Source organism: Paenibacillus sp. J2TS4 (genome assembly GCF_018403245.1).
GTDB lineage: Bacteria > Bacillota > Bacilli > Paenibacillales > NBRC-103111 > Paenibacillus_L.
On the sequence record NZ_BOSH01000014.1, the window covers coordinates 77,080 to 97,907 of the forward strand.

The following is a 20,828-nucleotide window of genomic DNA, read 5'->3' on the forward strand; positions in this document are numbered from 1 at the left end:
CAATGGAACAAGGAATCCAATTAAGCGACTTGGCGCATTTGGCTCCGGAGTTGACATTGGTCATCTCCGCTGTCATCATTTCTTTGATCGATCTGATGATGCCTAAGAAAACAAGCCGAACCATTATCGGCTGGCTTACCCTGGCAGGCTTGGTCGTTGCTGCTGTGTTCGTGGCTTTGCGTCTACAGGAAGCCCCGGTAGAGCTGCTTAATCAAACCTACCGGGTAGACAATTTCGGCAATCTGATCAAGCTCTTGCTGTTAGGCTCTACCGGTTTAATCGTCTTAATGAGTGTCGGCTGGGTCAAATCTAAAGATATTCCTCATGTAGGCGAGTATTACTACTTCTATCTGCCGGCAGTACTCGGTGGAATGATTATGGCTTCTTCCGGCGATCTGATTACATTATTCGTCGGGTTGGAGCTGTTGAGCATCACTTCCTACATAATGGTAGCGATGAAGAAGAAGGACGGCAAATCGAACGAAGGAGCTTTTAAATACACGGTTCTGGGGGGGATATCCTCCGCTATGATTTTATACGGCATGTCGTTTTTGTACGGGATGTCGGGTTCTACTAATTTGGGCGAAATTAATGCCCAGTTGTCTCTCTATTCCGGTTCGTTCGGCGCGTTAATCTATGTAGCATTTTTCCTGCTATTGGCGGGCTTTGGCTTCAAGATTGCAGCGGCTCCGTTTCATACTTGGGCACCGGATGTTTACCAGGGGGCACCGACGCCAGTCACCGCTTTCTTGGCGGTCGTTTCTAAAGCGGCGGGATTGGCCCTCGTGTTCAGAGTAATCTATACCGTATTCTTTCAGCTATCGGCTTCCTCCAGCCTGCCGATCGAAGCGGATGTTTACCTATCACTAAGTGTCCTAGCTGCGATCTCTATGATCGCGGGTAACTTTATGGCGCTTAGGCAGAAAAATATGAAGCGTCTGCTTGCCTATTCGGGAATAGCGAATGCCGGATATTTACTGGTCCCGATAGCGACTCAATTTTCGTTAGTGCACATGAACAATTTCTCTGAATTTATCTATTACTTGGTCGCCTATGCATTAATGAATATCGGGGCATTTGCCCTCTTGCTGATGATAGAAGCTACTTCAGGAACTACCGAGCTTAAAGGCTTAGCCGGCCTATATTACCGGGCGCCTTGGACGGCGGTCGCCATGGTTCTGATTGTTCTGTCCCTGGCAGGAATCCCGATATCCGCCGGATTTTTTGGAAAGCTGTTTATTCTGTTGGGGGCCTTGGAGACGCAGCTTTATTGGCTGGCTGCGATCATGATCTTGACCAGCGTTGTTTCCTACTACTATTATTTTGGAATCATAAGACAAATGTTTATGCGCGGCGGCGGGGAACCGGAAGAGGTCAAGGCTACGGTTCCTCTGCGGATCACACTGTGGACGTGTGCGGGTGTCGGGGTAGTGCTCGGCTTCTACCCTGGCTTGCTGCTGAATTATGTAGAGTCCATCTTCAAATTAGCGACGGATCTTTTCATTTATTAAGGCAAGGTTGAAATAGAGAATATAGTAAGAAAAAAGATACTTCGACAAACCTTCTCAAGCCTCGGTTAGGGCTCGAGAAGGTTTTTTTACAATATTAGAATTTATAAGTCCCGGGGCTCCCCGCAAAGTAATCGGAATATGCTTCGAAGTCCTCACGTCACTTTGTGGGGTTATTTTACATGGAAACGGTTTCGTTTGGCGGGAAATAAAGGAAGTAGAGGATTATTCGAAGATATAGGACTTTAGACCCTTTTGTGAACGCACGGAAGGGGGTAGTGTGAAGAGTATCGAATCATTATAAAGTGATACTAGAATAGCCTAAGAGGATTATACATATGCGACTAACTAAAACTCTGCTCTCCTATGGTTTAGCCTTTGTTCTACTGCTTTCCTGCATCGTCATTTCTACGGAGGAACCCATCCCCTCAGCCCCGTCAGACAAACGTACGGATTCCGAATTATCCTGGATTATTCAATGGAAGAATGAAGTAGACCCGGTTGTATATGAGAACAGTTCGATCCTTTCCCAATATTCCGAATCAAATATTACCGTTGTACGTCCCAAGGAAACCATTCATGAAGGCGATTGGTTGGAGTATTGGCGATCCTCGGAACAGGTCGAATATATTCAACCCAATCACCCATATCACATTGCCCAGACACCGGACGATCCTCTCTTTGCCAACCAACATTATTTGCAATTGATCCACGCGGAGGAAGCTTGGGAGCATGCCGTCGGAAGCGACGATATGATAATCGCGGTAGTCGATACCGGGATTGATTTAACTCATCCGGATCTCCAAGATCACTTGATAGAAGGGACGAATCTCATTCAGCCGGGAACCCCTCCGCAGGATGATAACGGGCATGGAACGAGTGTGGCTGGTGTGTTGGCTGCGGTGTCCGATAATGACCAGGGAGTCTCGGGATTACTGTGGAATGCCAAAATTATGCCAATCAAAGCTTTGGAATCTGACGGAAGTGGAGATGAGGATAAATTAGGAGAAGGGATTCGCTACGCGGTCGATAACGGGGCACGAATCGTCGTGCTTTCTCTTGGTCTGAATAAACCTTCGGAATATATGAAAAATATAGTCAAGTATGCAGAGGATAAAGGGGTGCTGCTTGTAGCGGCGGCGGGCAATGAAGGAAATGCGGTGAAATATCCTGCCGCGTATCCGACCGTTATAGGGGTCGGGGGCATTTCTAATGATCTGCAGCCCCACCGAAGATCGAACTATGGTCCCGAGTTGGACATTGTGGCTCCATGGAATGTATTTACGACTACTTTGGGAGGAGGATACGGTAGCAAGGAAGGCACATCCATGGCCGCTCCGCAGGTAGCTGCGGTAAGTGCTCTCATATGGAGCCAATACCTGGAGCTGGAGCCGTATCAAGTTCGCAATCTGATCCGCCAATCGGCACAAGAAATCCAACAACCGGGATGGGATGAGAAGTCCGGATATGGCTTGCTTCGTGCGGACCGAGCGCTAACCATTCCTTACCAGGAGGACATGTATGAAGGTAACCATGATCCGGTCGGAGCCCAAGCGATTTCAATAAATCAGCAAATTAACGGGGTTCTAACGGATAGACAAGATTGGTTCTACATAGATGCGCCTTATGACGGCACTTTATACTTCTCGATGGAAGCTGATCAGCCGGGTGCCCGAGTAAAGTTGACTCATTATACCGATCCTAACCGGCCCGGCCAGAATTATGATAGTATTGTAACAGAACGTGCCGCTGTTCAGGTTACTAAAGGACGAAGCTATATTATGCTGCAGGCGGACCAACCGGTTACTTACCGGTTGACGACTGATTTCCTCATTTATCGGGATCCTTTCGAGGATAATGACCGACAGTACAAAGCCTATGTTCTTCCGGACCGGAGTCACACGATTGTAGGAACCTTTCATCAAGAAAATGATCATGATTGGTTTGCGATGAATATCCGGCATGAAGGCATTCTCCAATTAACCGTATCCGTCGATACTGCGAGAATTGATCCTGTTCTTCTTATTCAAAGACAAGGGGAGAAGGAGATAATAATCGATGACAATGGAGACGGAGAAACGGAGGTCTCAGACCCCATTGAGGTTAAGCCCGGGATGTATTATTTTCGAGTGAGTAACATTCCTGCTTATTCTGCACCGGTTACAGGCGAATATACATTAACTATCGATTATTCACCACAACTAGCAGACCCGAATGAACCTAATAATCGATCGTACCAAGCAACATCGCTTACTTTGGGGAAAGAAATCAGCGGACTTATTCAGTCCAACGACGATGTCGATTGGTTTCAGTTTAAGCTGACTGAACGAAGTTTAGTAGACCTGGAGCTGTCCAACGTACCTGAAGGAGTCCAAATGCAGATGCTCCTCCATGATTATTCGATTAATTTAATCAATCAGGAAGCGGGCGGAGGCGATCCTCTCCGAATGACGGAGGAGTTAGAGGCCGGTACTTATTATATCCAATTGAGCGCTGATAAGGCCTTTACTCATCAGTATTATAAATTGAAGGTTTCCAATGTAGGGCTGACGGCAGGTTTTCGCGATATCTCTGGCCATTGGGCGGAGGAAGATATAGTTAAGCTGACAAGTCGGGGAGTTCTGGAAGGGATCGAGCCCTTCCGTTTTGCGCCCGACCAGCCGATGACCCGTGCCCAGTCAGCAGCCGTTGTAAGCCGCGCGTTCGGTTTGACCGGGAAGAACAGTGCAGCCGTCTTCCACGATTTGGCTCAAAGCCATTGGGCTTATGAAGCGATAAATACGGCTTCTCAATATGGGCTTATAGAAGGCTATCCCGATGGATCCTTCCAACCGGAAAGAACGATAAGCCGAATGGAGATGATAGCTCTGCTCGCTAGAGCCCAGGATCTCGATGAAGGCCTGGCCTTTTCCGATGAGGCTCCGTATACAGATGTGGACGCGAATTACTGGGGAGCCCCGCTGCTTGCGAAATTGAAGCGCGAGAACTGGGTTTCGGGCTATGCCGATGGATCTTTCCGACCCAATCAAAGGGCAACGCGTGCAGAATTTGTTTCATTCTTGGCTAAATTGTTGAAATAATACTAGCTTTCCCGGAAGTGTTAGTTGGTGAAGCCCTTTGCTCATTTATAGGCTTCATCGAACCATTTTCGGCAAAGGAAGGGAGCCGGATGGAGATGGCGGGGACCGACTCTATCAGCTTTACATTCGCTATAAGTGGAATTATTTATATATTGATCGTCTTGATTTGTATTGCATTATCCTGGTGGGGACTTCAGCAATTTCGATTTGATCTGTTCGTTAAAAATCCCCGAAGCATTCAAAGCAAGCTGCTCCAAATATTTTTGTCCCTGGCCTTGGGATATCAGGTGGCGCGATTTATTATTGATTATTTCAACTGGTCAGCCATGATTAAAGGTCTGTTTTAACGGAACACTGGCGAATAACATCAGTCCGACATGCTAACAATTAATATAAGAATAAATATAAACATTCGGACTGATCGTGTTCCAAATTAGTATGATATGGTGTTAAGAAACGATGTGTTTTAATCCTAAGATACGATGAAAACACAAATCATAAATCAAACAGGACGCGGAGGGACCCAGATGAGCAAAATTATCGTCCGCGGTGGCAACCGACTAACGGGAAAAGTTAAAGTACACGGCGCCAAAAACGCCGTTCTGCCCATCATCGCGGCTTCCTTGTTAAGCTCCAAAGGAGTCAGTGTTATTAAGGAAGCGCCTCAATTGGAAGATGTCAAAACAATTTATCAATTGATCAAAAGCATGGGGGTTCAGGTCAAATACGAGAACGAGGTCATTCGGGTGGATGCCTCTCGTTTGGATAGCTATGAAGCCCCTTATGAGTGGGTCCGCAAAATGCGGGCTTCCTTTCTTGTTCTGGGTCCACTGCTTGCCAGAGTGGGAAGAGCGAAGATTCCGTTGCCGGGGGGATGTGCCATCGGAACCCGGCCGATTGACCAGCATTTAAAAGGCTTTGAAGCAATGGGAGCTATAATAGAACTGGGGCAAGGCTATATCGAAGCCAAGGTGAATGGGAGGCTGCGTGGAGCTAAGATTTATCTGGATGTAGCCAGTGTGGGTGCGACCGAGAACATTATGATGGCGGCTACTCTGGCCGAAGGCACGACCTATATTGAAAATGCTGCCATGGAGCCGGAGATAGTCGACCTGGCTAATTTCTTGAATGCGATGGGAGCCCGCATACGCGGGGCGGGTACCGGGATGCTCCGCATTGACGGCGTGGACTCGTTACAAGGAGCGGTACATACGGTTATTCCGGATCGGATTGAAGCAGGAACGTACATGGTCGCAGCTGCTATAACCAAGGGCACCCTGTTCATAGAAGGGGCGATTTGTGACCATCTGAAGCCGGTTATTTCCAAGCTGAGGGAAATAGGAGTAAGGGTGGAAGAGGATGAGAATGGCGTTGAAGTATGCGGCGAAGGCCCGCTTCGTTCCGTAGATATGAAAACATTGCCCTATCCCGGATTTCCTACCGATATGCAGTCCCAAATGATGGCACTTCTGCTGCGAACGGAAGGAACGAGCCTCGTGACCGAAACCGTGTTTGAAAACCGGTTTATGCATGTTGATGAACTGGTTCGTATGAATGCGCAAATTAAAGTGGAGGGACGAACGGCGGTTGTCGAGGGTAACACCCTTTTAAAGGGAGCCAAAGTGACGGCCACGGATTTGCGTGCAGGCGCTGCCCTGATCCTTGCGGCTCTAGTTGCAGAAGGCGAAACAGAAATTTCCGGCGTTCACCATATTGACCGGGGCTATGTCCATATTGTCGATAAGCTGAAGTCGCTTGGAGCCGACATTGACCGGGTCGAAAGTATCGTGGAAGTGCAGGAGGAACCGAGTGAGGTCGGATTTTTTGCAGTACAGCCTACTTGGGCCTGATCATTTTCCTGATTTATACGTATAGGGGAAGATCGTCCGGGGTTTCCGTTGATCTCGAGTTGATTCTTCCCTTTGATCTTATAATATTCCAATCATCCTCCATCGTCCGATAACCATTCGGGCGTTTTTTTGCGTTCATTGCTTTATTTGGAAAAGTCTAATTTCCTCTTTCCTACACAGGGTAGATTAAAGCAATCCCCATAAGCTTTCTTCTGAAAAAGGCTATCAAGCTATTAATGGATAGCGCCCCAATAGGTTCTAGCATGTCTTTCGATCTCATAGGATAGTGTTAACTGCACAGGATGCGGATGGCGATAGCCAATAACCTGGATGGCATCGTCTGAACTCATACCTTGTAGAATTTTAACATCATGTCCAGGAGGAAGAATCTATGAACGAACAGATGAGGAAGAAAGTCATGATATGGATGGCCTCAGCTTTGTTAGTCTCTCTACTGATTACCATTCTTATCCCCAGTCTAATTTTTCGCAAGAATGATACTCCGCTGCCGCCCAAAGTATTTCTTCCCGAAGCAGAGAAGGCTTGGCCAAATTCTAGTTCAGATGCGATCCCTCCTGTCATCATTCCCGTCTATTTATCCAAGGAAATGCGGGTGGATCATGTCGATTTGGAGCAATATGTACGGGGGGTTGTCGCGGCGGAAATGCCTGTTGATTTTGAATTGGAGGCATTGAAGGCCCAGGCGATAGCGGCCCGTACTTATATTGTCCGCCGATGGATGGAAGAGGACCGCAGCAATGTGCCGGTGGAAGGGGCCATTGTAACGGACACCGTGCAGCACCAAGCCTATCTGACAGACAAGGAACTGAAGCTGCAGTGGGGAAGTGAAGCCTTTCAACGCAATGTGGAAAAGCTGAGCCAGGCGATCGATCAAACGAAAGGCAAAATTATAACCTATCAGAATAAACCGATCGAGGCGACCTTCTTCTCTACCAGTAATGGATATACGGAAAATTCGGAAGACTATTGGAGCGAGCCCATTCCGTATCTACGAAGCGTGGCCAGTCCGTGGGACAAGTCTATAGCTCCCAGATTTCAAGAGACCATAAGGCTCTCTTATAAGCAGTTTCTGAGCAAGCTGGGCTTATCGGAGGCTTTGCCCGCGGCGGCTACTCTTAATAATAGTAAGGTTACCGAATACACAGAAGGACGACGAATCAAGAAGGTTTCAATAGGAGGCCAGACGTTCTCAGGTAAAGAGGTGAGAGAAAAGCTGGGTTTGAATTCCTCACACTTTCAATGGAAGTTAAGCGGCAAAGAAGTAGAGATCACGACCACCGGGTACGGTCATGGAGTAGGGATGAGCCAATGGGGGGCTAATGGAATGGCCAAGGAAGGCAAGAAGGCCGAAGAGATTCTAAAACACTATTACACCGGAGTGGAAATCGAAAATTATACGGAATATAGCAAATTAAAATAATATGACGATTTATATCATCTCAAGTATAAAAGCTATTGATATGGCAACAATGGTTACTGAGGTGATATAACTATGAGTGATCAAAACAAAGAGATTCAAACCGAAAAAGAGGCTCCTCAATCCAAAGAAGGAGCACAAACTGCAACCCCGTATTCTCCATGGCGCAGACTGCTCGCCAAAAAATGGGCTTTTCCGGCGCTCTACATGGTAGCGGCTGCAATTATTTTAACCTTAATGTTGGTGTATCAGAATACGGGGAAACAGCCACCCCTAACGGATGAAAACATCGGTCTAGGTCTGGAGCTAGGTGAGAAAGCGACTGATGGTGACGATCCGGATGCCCAACCTGTAGCAGCCAATATCGAAAATATGCAATGGCCGGTAAAAGATTTTAACGAAATGGATGTGACCATGCCGTTCTTCGACAGCAAAGCTTCCAATGATGTTAAGCAGGAAGCCATGATTGAATACGGCGATACCTTCACTCCGCATATTGGTGTCGATCTGGCCAGACCGGATAATGAGCCGTTCGAAGTACTGGCGGCCTTAAGCGGAAAAGTGACCGCTGTGGAAAAAAATCCGGTAGTCGGCTACTTGGTCGAGATTACACACTCCAACGCATTGGTTACCGTCTATCAAAGTCTGGACGAAGTTAAGGTAGCCAAGGATGTGGAAGTGAAAAAAGGCGATGTGATCGGTACAGCCGGACGCAACGAGCTGGAGAAGCATCTGGGCAACCACCTGCATTTTGAAGTCCGTCAAGGACAAGATGGAGCCGCGATTAATCCGACTGAGCTTATTCCGGAAGAATAAGTGAAATGGCCTGCGGGGGCCTTGCAGATCTTAAACGAGCGGGAGGGAAAACCTCCCGCTATTTGTTTTGCTTAAAGGTTGTGTGCCCCGCCCAATTCATTACGTGTCGGAGTCATAAATACCCGATTAAAGAGGAATCGACAGGATGTCTCAAAATTCCACTTCTTTTGGAAGGAAAAAGTACTTGTCCGGCAAAATTAATGGCTCGTCAAGGCTTGTCAGCTTGGGAAACAAAGAATATATAGGCTCGCTCCTCATATAATGTACCAAACTATCTTGAGTAGGGAGGCGAGGGGAGTGCACGATTACATCAAAGAGCGGACCATTAAAATCGGTCGATGTATTGTGGAAACAAGGCACACGGTTCGCACTATTGCCAAACAATTTGGAGTATCCAAAAGTACGGTGCACAAAGATTTAACCGAAAGGCTGCCTGATATTAACCCTGAATTGGCCAACCAAGTAAAAACCATATTGGAATATCACAAATCGATTCGTCACTTGCGGGGAGGGGAGGCCACCAAAATAAAATATAAAAAGTCGAGAAATTACAAAAATAATTCGGATTTATTAGTCTCTTCTAAATCGTAATCCCGATTCTCCCAACCGTTCTTAAGTTTCCCCTTATATTTTAACGGAAAAAGGAGGATTTTGTTTTTTTTTGGCGAAACTACCTATTAAGGAAAATTGGCTTCGCATCCTGATTAAGGGTGAAATAGTACGGTTAGTGATTGGCAGGGAGGATCATGTTTAATGTTCAGTAAGGACATCGGAATAGATTTAGGTACGGCTAACGTATCGATTTATGTTAAGGGCAGCGGGATTGTATTGGATGAGCCTTCGGTAGTGGCTATAGATAGCGAATCCAAGAAAGTATTGGCTGTTGGTGAGGAAGCACGTAAGATGGTGGGTCGGACACCAGGCAATATTGTGGCGATCCGGCCTTTGCGAGAAGGAGTCATTGCCAATTTCGAAATAACGGAAGCCATGTTAAAATATTTTATGGATAAAGTGGGCGGAAAGAAGTGGTATAGTCATCCGAGAGTATTGATTTGTGCGCCTACGAACATTACTTCCGTAGAGCAGAAGGCTATTCGGGAATCAGCTAAACGCAGCGGGGCCAAAGATGTTTTCCTCGTAGAGGAGCCCAAGGCGGCCGCTGTTGGAGCCGGGATGGACATATCCCAACCGAGCGGTAATATGGTTATTGACATTGGAGGGGGCACGACGAATGTGGCCGTTATTTCGATGGGCGACATCGTTGCCGCCTCCTCTATTAAGGTGGCGGGAGACAAGTTCGACGATGCCATAATGAAATATATTAAAAATAAGTACAAGCTGCTTATCGGTGAACGGACCTCGGAAGAAATCAAAATCCGCATCGCAACGGTACATCCGGAAGGACGCCAGGAAGAGATGGATATTAGAGGCAGAGACATGGTCACCGGTCTGCCCATATCGATTACTGTACATGCTATGGAGATTAAAGAAGCTCTCGTGGAACCGATATATTCTATTGTAGCCTCCGCTAAAGCCTTGTTAGAGAAAACTCCTCCAGAGCTGTCTGCCGATATTATTGATAAGGGAATTATTCTGACTGGAGGGGGAGCCATGCTGCACGGGCTGGATCAGCTTTTAACCGAGGAGCTGTTGGTGCCTGTGCTGATTGCAGAGGACTCGATGCACTGCGTTGTTAAAGGAACAGGCGCAATGCTGGACAACCTCGATAAGCTGGCCAAGAAGGCTTCTATCAAAGGTTTGTAATTTTTCGGTCAAAAGAAAGGGGGAAACATAATGATACGGGGACTATATACTTCTGCCGCAGGCATGATCACTCAACAGAGGCGTCATGATACGGCGACCAATAACATTTCAAATTTATACACTCCAGGCTACAAACAAGGAAATGCGGTATCTCGCTCATTTCCCGAGATGATGATTGCGCTCACGAACGGGAGCGCGGATGGACCCCAGGCTAGACAGATAGGAAGAATAAATACGGGAGTACTGACCGAAGAAGCCCTGTCGATCTATGTGCAGGGTGATCTTATGGAAACGAAGCAGCCGTTCGATTTGGCCATTGTCTCCAATCTGCAGTCGCCCGGACTGACCTTTGACAGCTCCGGCAAGGCGATTACCGAGGATGGCGAGAGGGTTTATCAGCCTCAAGCCTTTTTTACGGTCGAGGACGGGCAAGGCAACCGTACCTATACTCGCAACGGAAGCTTTAATGTCAACACAGCAGGAGAGCTTGTCACGGAAGGCGGCTACCGCGTGCTTGGCCGCGACGGGCAACCGCTGACACTCCTGAATGGAACGACAGGGGAGCAACTGTCTGAAGCACTCGTAGGCCCGAGCGGAAGACTGTTGGATCCCGTGAATGGACAGCCTTTGCTTAATGCGGCTGGCGAGCCGCTAGCCTTGCTTTTATCCAGAGTGGAGGATCCTAATCGGCTGGTCTCGCTCGGCAACGGGCAGTATCGGTTAAATGAAGAGGATGCCGACTTGGTGCGGGAAATTACTGCCGATGAACAAGTAGAGGTTTATCAGGGATATCTGGAGCGCTCCAATGTCGATTCATCTCAGGCCATGATTGATATGATGTCTGCGCTCAGGGCTTATGAAGCGAATCAAAAGATGGTACAATATTACGATAAAAGCTTGGAGAAAGCGGTCAATGAAGTTGGTAAAGTATAAGGTTTGGCGTGAGGAGGAAAGAAGATGAATCATTCCATGATCAGCTCCGCGGTTACGATGCGCTCACTTCAACAGAAGCTGGATATCATGTCTAACAATGTGGCCAATTTTAATACGGCTGGCTACAAAAAAAAGACTGCAACCTTCGAGGATGTCTTGACGAATATTAAGCAACAGCCGGAAGGGTTCAGGAAGGAAGGGAGATTGACGCCGATCGGCTTGACTCAGAGCTGGGGAGCGCGATTGGGCCAGGTCAAAATCGATCTGTCCTCCGGCACATTAAGTCAGTCTGGTCTTTCCACCGATCTAGCTATAGACGGCCAAGCTGTCTTTGCCGTTCTGAATCCGGTAACCGATCCGAATGGAGCTCAGGCAATGGAGGAGCTTTATACGAGGGAAGGGTCCTTTCAGCTGACTTTTCGTCAAGGAGACAACGAGAATGCTTACTTGGCGACTAAAGACGGATTGTTTGTGAGCGGAGTGAATGGACAGCCTATTACTGTCCCTGCTGGATATGATATGCGCGTAGATGAGCAAGGGAATGTTTTCGCTTATAAGTCATCCGAGCCGGAAACGGATGCGATTCCGGTAGGGCAGATTAAGCTGATGCAAGTGATACGCTCCAATTATTTGGAGGAAGTGGGGATGAACCGCTATCAAGTCTCTCCCGACGTGGATCGAAATCTTGTAGTACGGGATGCTTTTGCCGCTGGAGCGCTTGAGAGAGGAATATCTGTAAAGCAGGGATATGTGGAGCAGTCGAACGTGAATTTGGGAGATGAAATGGTTGAGCTTATGATGGTTCAACGAGCCTTTCAACTAAACTCCCGGGCCATCGCTTCCTCTGACACCATGATGCAACTGGCCAACAATCTAAGAGGATAGTGAAACGAGGAATGAACCGATGAGCGAAGAAGCTAAACCAGCAAAAGAACGGAGTCCGCGCCGCAAGAAGAAGCCGCTGCTGCGTTTTTTAAGGATACTCTTAGTACCAATACTCTGTGTGGCTGCCTTATTCGCGGGACTGGTGATCGGATATGTCTATGTAGGGAAAGAGCCTCTGTCGGAAGTATGGAGTATCGAAACCTGGAGGCATCTGTTTGATCTGATGTTTAAAGATACCTAGCAAACGATAAGCTGGCGTATTAGAGGGTACGTTAAACAAAGTATTGTCTTAGGCGGTATTTATCGCCAGGCTGGCCTGCGTTACGGGCTGGCTTTTTTCTATTCGTCAAAAAGGAAAGCGACCCTTCCTCCTGAGTTTTCCTTTTCCTGAATTGTTACGGAGGAAGGAATAAAGGATCGCAAATGCAGTCGCGAAGCAAGTTCTGCTCCCTTTTCGACAGATCGACTGCAAATGTGCAGTCGATCGGCGACTTCTGCTCTCATTTTGACAAATCTACTGCAAATGTGCAGTAGATTTGTCCATTCAGGCCCGATAAAGGGATGAATCTAACGATTTGCCTGCACAAATGCAGTCGATGGATGAAAAGAGCGGAATCTGGTCGAAACGACTGCACAATCGCAGTCGTTTGTCAGCGGGACGCCTAACTGCGCCACTGCTTGCTACACCGCAGCTAAAGGCAGCCGTTTATTCCTTCGGATATGGACCTAAAATAATGCTTTGAAACAAGGGCTATTCTTCCTGGCTGTCGGAGGGGAGTTTTTTTTTTGCAATTTCAAAGGTATAATGTAACAATGTAGAATTGTGTTTAGGGGAGAGAACCGGAGTGAACTTGCCGAATACGTTAACACTGCTTCGCTTTGCTCTAGTGCCAGTCTATTTATTCGTTTTTTTCTCGGGCCATATCAAACTCGCTTTCTTCATTATGGTGATTGCCGGGGCAACCGATATATTGGACGGGTATTTGGCAAGAAGCAGGGGGCAAGTTACGGACTTGGGTGTGGTACTGGATCCTCTAGCTGACAAGACAATGATGCTGGCGGTTTTCATCTCCCTGCTTATTTCAGGAATGATTCCATGGGAAGCGGCGATCGCGATTTTTATTAGGGATGCCGGAATGATTGCCGGATCGGCATTTTTCCATTTCCGGGGCAAGAAAACCGTTCCTGCGAATACGTTAGGGAAGTTGACGACGGTCCTGTATTACATAGCTATTTTAATGGTGGTTTTTGGAATTCCCTATGCGATCCCTTATTTATGGGCGGTCATCGTCTGTTCCTTTATTACTTCGGTTATCTATATTTCCAAGTTCCGATTATTAAATCAAACCATTCCTAAATAGGAAAAGGACATATTTCCAAGACTCGCGCTGCCTCTTGTGGAAATATGTCCCTTATATCAACCTTCACTACTGCAGATTGTGAAGGGGACATTCTCTAGTCTAAGTTAAATGCGGAGTTTTTATACAATCATTTTGCAAAAGGAGCTGTTTATAGATGGACATTAAACAAATTCAAGATATTCTCCCGCATCGCTACCCTTTTCTGCTTGTTGACCGAATACTGGAAGTGGAGGATGGAGTTCGCGCGGTCGGGTTAAAAAATGTCTCGATGAACGAGCCGTTCTTTCAAGGTCATTTTCCCGAATACCCGGTCATGCCGGGTGTACTGATTGTTGAAGCTTTGGCACAGGTGGGAGGACTAGCCATGCTCAAGGCAGAAGCCAACCGGGGGAAGCTGGGCTTTTTGGCTGGGATCGATAATTTCCGTTTTCGCGGTCAGGTCAAGCCTGGCGATACTCTGATCCTGGAACTGGAAGTGACTCGCTTTAAAGGGACCATCGGCAAGGGTAAAGGAACGGCTAAAGTAAATGATAAGATAGTGGCAGAGGGAGAGCTGATGTTTGCGCTGGCGGACCCGGAATAATGGCTTCAGAATTTAGATTCCGTTAGATTTGAAAATATCAGTAGGAGGGGCAAAGAATGAATACGTTGTCTCGAGTACGAAAGCTTTATGAACAGTGGTTGCAGGATCCAAACATTGACAATGGGACCAAAGAGGAACTGAAAGCAATAGAAGGTCAGGAGAAAGAGCTGGAGGACCGCTTTTATAAAGATTTGGAGTTTGGAACCGGCGGGCTGAGGGGAGTTATTGGGGCTGGCACCAATCGAATGAATGTCTATACCGTAGGCAAAGCCACCCAAGGATTGGCTCAATATTTGTTGGAGAATAATTCGGCCAATCCTTCGGTAGCGATCGCTTATGATTCTCGCAACCAGTCTCCGGAGTTTGCCTTGGAGTCCGCATTGGTACTTGCGGGAAACGGGATTAAAGCCTATTTGTTCGACTCGTTACGGACGACCCCGGAGCTCTCTTTTGCTGTCAGACATTTGCAGGCTTCCGCTGGTATTGTTATTACTGCCAGCCACAATCCTCCCGAGTATAATGGATATAAAGTATACGGCCAGGACGGAGGACAAATCGTTGCGGAACAAGCAGATCGGATTATCGCTCAGATTCAGACATTAGAGTTCGCAAACATTCGCAAACTGACCCGGGAAGAAGCTGAAGCTAAAGGACTCCTTCAATGGATTGGACAAGCCGTTGATGATGATTATGTAAAAGCAGTCATCCAGGTTAGTCCGCGACCGGAAATTGCGAAGCAAGAAGGTGCAGCGCTTAATGTCGTATACACTCCTTTACATGGATCGGGGAACATTACGGTTCGCAGAGTGCTGCAGGAATCGGGCTTTTCTAATGTCCATGTCGTTGCGGAGCAGGAGAAGCCGGATGGACAATTTTCTACGGTTAAATCTCCTAATCCGGAGGAGCGGGAAGCTTTCACATTAGCTATCGAGCTTGGCAAAAAAGTAAATGCCGATGTCATTATCGGCACAGACCCCGATTGTGACCGAATGGGGGCTGTTGTTAAAAATTCGGAAGGGCAATACGAAGTGCTGACGGGAAATCAGTCCGGTGCTATTATGGTTCATTACCTGCTCTCCTCTTTGCAAGAAAAGAATGCCATCCCGTCTAACGGAGTCATTATTAAGACGATTGTCACCAGTGAGATGGGAGCGGAGATTGCCCGGAGTTACGGTGTAGAAGTTCTGAATACTTTGACAGGCTTTAAATATATCGGAGAAAAAATGTCCGAGTTTGAGCAAAGCGGCGAGCATCAATTTCTGTTCGGCTATGAGGAAAGTTACGGGTATTTAGCCGGAACCTATGCTAGGGATAAAGATGCGGTGGTCGCTTCTATGCTAATATGTGAAGCAGCCGCTTATTACAAGAGCCGCGGACAAACCTTGTATGGTGTACTTCAGGAATTGTATCAGCAATTCGGCTTTTATAGAGAGGTGCTGGAGTCCCGGACGCTTAAAGGCAAGGATGGGCTGGCCAAAATAAGACAGATCATGGAGGAATGGCGGCAAAATCCCCCCTCCGATGTATGTGGAAAGAAAGTAAAGACGATGCTGGATTATACCCAGGGAATTAATGGTCTTCCCAAGGAGAACGTTCTGAAATACAGACTGGATGACGATTCGTGGTTCTGTTTGCGTCCTTCCGGGACCGAGCCCAAAATTAAAGTGTATTTCGCTGTCAAAGGAAAGACGCTCCAACAGTCGGAAGAGCAAATGGAAGAACTCCGGCGAGCGGTGATGTCGCGGATTGACGATTAGACCAGGATATAAGGATAGGGAGTGGAAGGATTGATTCAATGGTACGCACGCTGGAACCGGACAGCCTCTAAATGGCTTTGGTGGATAGTCATCGTCGGCTTGTTGGCTTCCCTGCCTTTAGCTTATGAGAGGATTATGACAGAAAGATCCTCCAAGAAGGTGGAGTTTGTTTTTGACTATCGGGATCTGCTGGATATTGCAGAATATCGGGCCAATCCGCGTGAATTTGTCGATCAGGAATTAGACGCAATGAAGCGTGCGGGCATCGAATCGATGGCTGTTTATGAAAGCACCTTGAACGAGCTTAGATTAGCGCAGCGGGTCGATTTGTATTCCTCCCGCGAGGCCGGGATCATGACCGGCCAGCTTACCGGCGCTGGTGACAATTATGCTTACGTCTTGTTCAAAGACAGTGAATCGCAGCAGAGGCTTCAGCCGATGATCGAGCGGGCTTTTAAAAGCCAAGGCATCGGAACCAAGGAATGGACCTTTGAAGATCGCAAAGGGCTGATGATCGAAGCGGCGCTAGAGGAAGCCGCGATGAAAACAATGGAGCCCGACCCGTTCGCGTTGGAACTTCTTAAGCAAAAAGGCTTTCGCATTGTCGCTCGTTTGTCCAATCGCAGCCTTCCATTTAACGAGGCGGATATGGACAGGAAACTCAGCCAGTTTAAGGAGGCTGGGGCCAAGACGATTATTTTTGAAGGAGAAGCTGTTCCCGGTTATACCGGCAAGGAGAAATCTCCTGAGCTCGAGCAAATGGCCGGGCTTCTGGATAAATATGATATGACGTTAGCTGCAATTGAATTGCTTAAGGCTCCTCAAAAAGGCTTCAACTTCTTGGCAAAGGAAAGCCGTTATAATGTCATTCGTCTCCATTCGCTCTCTGAGGCGGAAGCAGACCGGCTTATCGGAAACATTACAGAGCAGGAGCAGTTAGATCGAATTCAGGTCTTTGCGGACCGCTTTGTTTTGGCCGCCAAGGATCGTAATATCCGAATGATTTTTTTGAACGCAAGGCCTTCCAAAAATCCCGAAAAAGCTTCGTATACCGATCCCTTGGAACAGATAAGGGAAACGCTAAGGGGCGACGATGGAGCTTTAAAACGGATTAGTCAAGCAGGCTATACGCTAGGCCCTGCTCATCCTTTTACTATTTATAATTCCAGCTGGCAAGGGCTGCTTAAACCGGTTGTGGTTGTAGCTTCTGTCGCGCTGATCGCTTTAACGCTGGCATACTTTTTCCCGTGGCTTCTGTTAATCAGTTTCGTCGTTGGTATAGGGATGGGTGGAGCTCTCTATATTTTATCGTCTAACATGTTATTTAAGCTGCTTGCTTTAGGCGTGGGAGTCTGTGCCCCTACTCTTGGAATGATGATAGCTATCCAAAGCATCCGCCATCGTATGGCTGGTAAGCTGACAGGAGCCAAGCTGGGCTATGCGATTAACTTGTTTATCCGTACCTCTTTCATTTCTATGATCGGTGTTGTGTTTATTGTTGCTCTGCTCAATAACGTCATCTATAGCTTGGTTATTGACCAATATCGCGGCGTAAGTTTGCTGCATTTGGCACCGATTCTGATTATTGGGATTTATTTACTGTTCTTTAGCGAAGGGCTTAAGGCGCAGCAAATCGTCGACCGCGTCAAACGTCTGCTATCCTCCTCAGTGAGTGTGTTGTGGGTCGTTATTGCAGGGGCACTGGTTGCTGGCATTATGTATTATTTGTCCCGGACAGGAAATGAAGGTAAGGCGTCTACTTTTGAGAAGCTGTTTCGCTCGCTCTTGGAGAATAATCTGGGTGTCCGCCCGAGAATTAAAGAGTTTTTATTCGCCCATCCGGTCTTTATTTTAGGGGCTTATCTGGCGATTAAATACCGTCCCTCTGCCTTGTACATTTTTATCCTTGGAATTATAGGACAACTGTCGGTGGTTGATACCTTTGCCCACTTGCACACACCGGTCTATATTTCAGCTATTCGTGTCGGATATGGAATGCTGCTCGGCGTTATCGTTGGAATTATCTTTATTGCAGTTTGGGAAATGCTTGCGAGGAGTTGGAAGAGATGGGTGCTGCCGTCAAAAGGATAGTCATTTCCGGCTATTACGGCTACAAGAATAGCGGCGACGAAGCGGTGCTGCAATCCATCCTGCTTGCTCTGCAGAAGGAAGGAGCGCGGATAGGGTGCCGGATCGAACCGATTGTCCTGTCCAGCGATCCTGCACGGACGGAGCGAATCTATGGAGTCCGGGCGGCTCATCGTATGAAGCCAATGGAAATTATTCGCGCGATCCGTGAGGGCGACGGGCTAATAAGCGGTGGGGGAAGCCTGCTTCAGGATGCGACGGGAGCGAAGACGATTCCGTATTACCTGGCGATTATTAAACTAGCCCAGTGGTTAGGTAAGCCAACGTTTGTTTATTCTCAAGGAGTTGGCCCGGTCGGGAGAAAAATGTTTTATTCCTGGATTTCTTGGGTATTTAAAAAATGTCGGTATCTTTCGGTCAGAGATCAAGAATCGGCAGAACTGTTAGGACAAATGGGAATTATGCATAATCAGGTTGAGGTGGTGCCCGATCCGGTTATGGGCCTGCCGCTCAGAGAGAGTCAAAATCTGTCGGAACAGCCCAAAAAAGATCGTCCCGTGATCGGGGTGTCGGTCCGTTACTGGAATCAGGATCGTTCGGAGCTTCGCAAATTAGCCGAATGTCTAAGCGGTTTGGTGGAGGAGCGGGAAGTGGATATTCGCTTTCTCCCCTTTCATCTTCCCGATGACGAAAGAGCTTCCGAGGAAGTCATCGGCTGGATGAATCCAGAAGGAAAAGATCACGTCCAGATGGTGAAAGATGTGGTTCATCCGCAGGATATGCTGGCTCAGGTTGGTCAATGTGATCTCCTAATCGGAATGAGATTGCATTCTCTTATTTATGCGGCTTCTCAATATGTTCCTTTAATCGGAATTTCCTATGATCCAAAAATTGACCAATTTTTACATCGGCTGGAGATGTCTGCAGCCGGATCGACCACAGAAATCGTTGTGTCCCGAGTGATGGAGGAAGTGAACGGGCTATTAGACCATAAGGAACGATGGATCGAGACAAAGCGTCCATTAATAGACCGATTAAAAAAAGAAGCACATCGTCCGGCCGAGCAGATTGTTTCACTTGTTCACGAACGAAAGGCGAGCAGGCAGTAAGTGTTCCTAAAGTGTCGATCTTTGGCGTTCCGTTCCCCAAGCTTCGGTTTGCGAAAGACGGTCCATCTGTTGACGGAGGCTGTCGAAAGCAGTTCACAGGATTCGACTTGCTGCATGAGTTGATGAAAGTAGGGGAACATAACCTTGGAAGCTTACTAGTCGGGGCGGCTCCCGATATCATGGAGATGGGGAGCCGTGGCGCTACAAAAGAATGCTCATACTACCCAAATTCGTATTAAAGTGATGCGTGAGAAAGAAAATGTGACTAAACTATGAATATTTGTCCGGTAATCTATCCAAAACCCGCATTTTGTCGATAAAATGGATTGGAGCTAGCGCCGCAAACAAGGTATAATGTGGTGCTGAAGCAACAGAGTGAGACTAAGGGGTTGTAAATAACAATGAATTGGATGATATATGTCATAGGCTTAGCTGCTTCCTGCATCTTGGCTGTCCTATTGACCCCATTGGTAAAAAAGCTTGCCATCCGGTTTGGGGCGATCGATGTTCCCAATCACCGTTCGGTTCATACCCGTGTTATGCCGCGGATGGGAGGATTGGCGATTTTCCTGGCGTTTGTCGGAACTTATTTCATTATAGCGCCTGCCATAAGCGATTTTGATATGCATGTAGCCCTTGGGATAATTCTTGGCGGTGCTATTATAGTTTTAGTTGGAGCGCTTGATGACAAGTATAATTTGTCCCCAAAAATCAAGCTTCTCGGACAATTGGCCGCTGCGGGGGTTGTCATCTCTTTTGGTATGCAGGTGGATTACATAAAGCTGCCTTTTGGAGATGCTATTGATTTGAATAACTGGATCAGCATCCCGATTACGATTTTATGGATTGTTGGGGTTACCAACGCCATTAATTTAATTGATGGACTTGATGGCTTGTCTGCGGGTGTTTCTGCGATTGCAACAGGGGCTATTCTTGTATTGGCGATCATGATGGGGAATGTAACTGTAATCCTCATTAGCATGGTACTGCTGGGGAGCATTATCGGGTTCTTGTTCTACAATTTTCACCCCGCCAAAATTTTTATGGGGGATTCGGGATCCTTGTTTCTTGGCTTTAGCTTGGCGACGCTGTCGATACTAGGCTTTAAATCCGCGACCGTCGTTTCTTTCCTTGTCCCGCTTGCAATTCTGGGTGTGCCCATTTCCGATACATTCATGGCTATTATTCGCAGGAAATTGAACAATAAGCCGATCTTTACCGCGGATAAAGGACATCTGCATCATTGTCTGATGGGTCTTGGATTCAGCATGCGTAAATCGGTTTTAATAATCTATGGCATTTCCTTGGCATTTGGATTGTGCGCGGTATTATTGTCCAAAGCTTCTCAATGGGGAACGATCGTCATTATCGTTGTATTACTTTTAGTTTTGGAAGTAGGCGCAGAAGCGATTGGAATTATAAGCAAGAGCCGTAAACCTGTTCTAAATTTTCTGCAGCGATTCCGACCGGCATCTGCCCGGAGGACATCTAAATAAGATCTTGCCGAAATTTTCGGTTTATCAAAACCCGCAGAAGCACAATGCGGGTTTTTTCTATGCAAATTACTCTAAAAAAAAAAGGGTAAATGGCCGATAACTATTAAATATATTGGGGTTTTCTTTGCCGGGTTGCAATGACGGATTGGAGGAGGAGTCA

The 20,828-nt window shown here is 47.2% G+C and carries 17 protein-coding genes; all 17 read left to right on the forward strand.

Annotated features, from left to right (window positions below; translation table 11 throughout):
• The first annotated feature begins 2 nt into the window (after positions 1–2).
• The 17 genes from KJS69_RS23605 (at position 3) to KJS69_RS23685 (ending at position 20,668) form a co-directional block, all read left to right on the forward strand.
• Positions 3–1,511, forward strand: a complete 1,509-nt coding sequence (locus KJS69_RS23605) for an NADH-quinone oxidoreductase subunit N (protein ID WP_213586256.1) — start codon at positions 3–5, stop codon at positions 1,509–1,511.
• A 335-nt stretch (positions 1,512–1,846) separates the two neighbouring features.
• Positions 1,847–4,588, forward strand: a complete 2,742-nt coding sequence (locus KJS69_RS23610; protein ID WP_249730685.1) for a S8 family serine peptidase — start codon at positions 1,847–1,849, stop codon at positions 4,586–4,588.
• Positions 4,589–4,677: 89 nt separating this feature from the next.
• On the forward strand, positions 4,678–4,935 hold the full coding sequence (locus KJS69_RS23615; RefSeq protein WP_306434429.1) for a DUF1146 family protein: 258 nt from the start codon (positions 4,678–4,680) through the stop codon (positions 4,933–4,935).
• Between the two features lie 180 nt (positions 4,936–5,115).
• The gene (gene murA, locus KJS69_RS23620) at positions 5,116–6,438 is read left to right on the forward strand and encodes a UDP-N-acetylglucosamine 1-carboxyvinyltransferase (RefSeq protein WP_213586257.1); all 1,323 of its coding nucleotides are present in this window, start codon (positions 5,116–5,118) and stop codon (positions 6,436–6,438) included.
• Between the two features lie 391 nt (positions 6,439–6,829).
• A complete protein-coding gene (gene spoIID / locus KJS69_RS23625) occupies positions 6,830–7,879 on the forward strand; it encodes a stage II sporulation protein D (protein ID WP_213586258.1) in 1,050 nt (349 codons plus the stop codon).
• Positions 7,880–7,951: 72 nt separating this feature from the next.
• Positions 7,952–8,692: a M23 family metallopeptidase gene (locus KJS69_RS23630; protein WP_213586259.1), complete on the forward strand. Its 741-nt coding sequence runs from the start codon at positions 7,952–7,954 to the stop codon at positions 8,690–8,692.
• Positions 8,693–8,989: 297 nt separating this feature from the next.
• A complete protein-coding gene (gene spoIIID, locus KJS69_RS23635) occupies positions 8,990–9,283 on the forward strand; it encodes a sporulation transcriptional regulator SpoIIID (RefSeq protein ID WP_213586260.1) in 294 nt (97 codons plus the stop codon).
• Positions 9,284–9,445: 162 nt separating this feature from the next.
• Positions 9,446–10,456: a rod shape-determining protein gene (mreB, locus tag KJS69_RS23640; protein ID WP_213586261.1), complete on the forward strand. Its 1,011-nt coding sequence runs from the start codon at positions 9,446–9,448 to the stop codon at positions 10,454–10,456.
• Positions 10,457–10,486: 30 nt separating this feature from the next.
• Complete coding sequence (locus KJS69_RS23645) at positions 10,487–11,389, forward strand: flagellar hook-basal body protein (protein WP_213586262.1); 903 nt, start codon at positions 10,487–10,489, stop codon at positions 11,387–11,389.
• Positions 11,390–11,413: 24 nt separating this feature from the next.
• Complete coding sequence (locus KJS69_RS23650; protein WP_213586263.1) at positions 11,414–12,274, forward strand: flagellar hook-basal body protein; 861 nt, start codon at positions 11,414–11,416, stop codon at positions 12,272–12,274.
• A gap of 19 nt (positions 12,275–12,293) precedes the next feature.
• Positions 12,294–12,515: a DNA-directed RNA polymerase subunit beta gene (locus KJS69_RS23655; RefSeq protein WP_213586264.1), complete on the forward strand. Its 222-nt coding sequence runs from the start codon at positions 12,294–12,296 to the stop codon at positions 12,513–12,515.
• 604 nt (positions 12,516–13,119) lie between these two features.
• Positions 13,120–13,635 (forward strand): CDP-alcohol phosphatidyltransferase family protein, encoded by a 516-nt coding sequence (locus tag KJS69_RS23660; RefSeq protein ID WP_213586265.1) that lies wholly within the window; start codon positions 13,120–13,122, stop codon positions 13,633–13,635.
• A 154-nt stretch (positions 13,636–13,789) separates the two neighbouring features.
• The gene (fabZ, locus tag KJS69_RS23665) at positions 13,790–14,218 is read left to right on the forward strand and encodes a 3-hydroxyacyl-ACP dehydratase FabZ (protein WP_213586266.1); all 429 of its coding nucleotides are present in this window, start codon (positions 13,790–13,792) and stop codon (positions 14,216–14,218) included.
• A gap of 56 nt (positions 14,219–14,274) precedes the next feature.
• Positions 14,275–15,975: a phospho-sugar mutase gene (locus tag KJS69_RS23670; RefSeq protein ID WP_213586267.1), complete on the forward strand. Its 1,701-nt coding sequence runs from the start codon at positions 14,275–14,277 to the stop codon at positions 15,973–15,975.
• A 30-nt stretch (positions 15,976–16,005) separates the two neighbouring features.
• Entirely contained in the window at positions 16,006–18,066 is a 2,061-nt protein-coding gene (locus KJS69_RS23675; protein ID WP_213586268.1) for a DUF5693 family protein, read from the forward strand.
• Positions 18,042–19,172, forward strand: coding sequence for a polysaccharide pyruvyl transferase CsaB (gene csaB / locus KJS69_RS23680; RefSeq protein ID WP_213586269.1), 1,131 nt, complete (start codon positions 18,042–18,044; stop codon positions 19,170–19,172). Before KJS69_RS23675 ends, csaB begins: the two co-directional genes overlap by 25 nt.
• Before the next feature lie 401 nt (positions 19,173–19,573).
• Positions 19,574–20,668 (forward strand): glycosyltransferase family 4 protein, encoded by a 1,095-nt coding sequence (locus KJS69_RS23685; RefSeq protein WP_213586270.1) that lies wholly within the window; start codon positions 19,574–19,576, stop codon positions 20,666–20,668.
• The last annotated feature ends 160 nt before the right edge of the window (positions 20,669–20,828 follow it).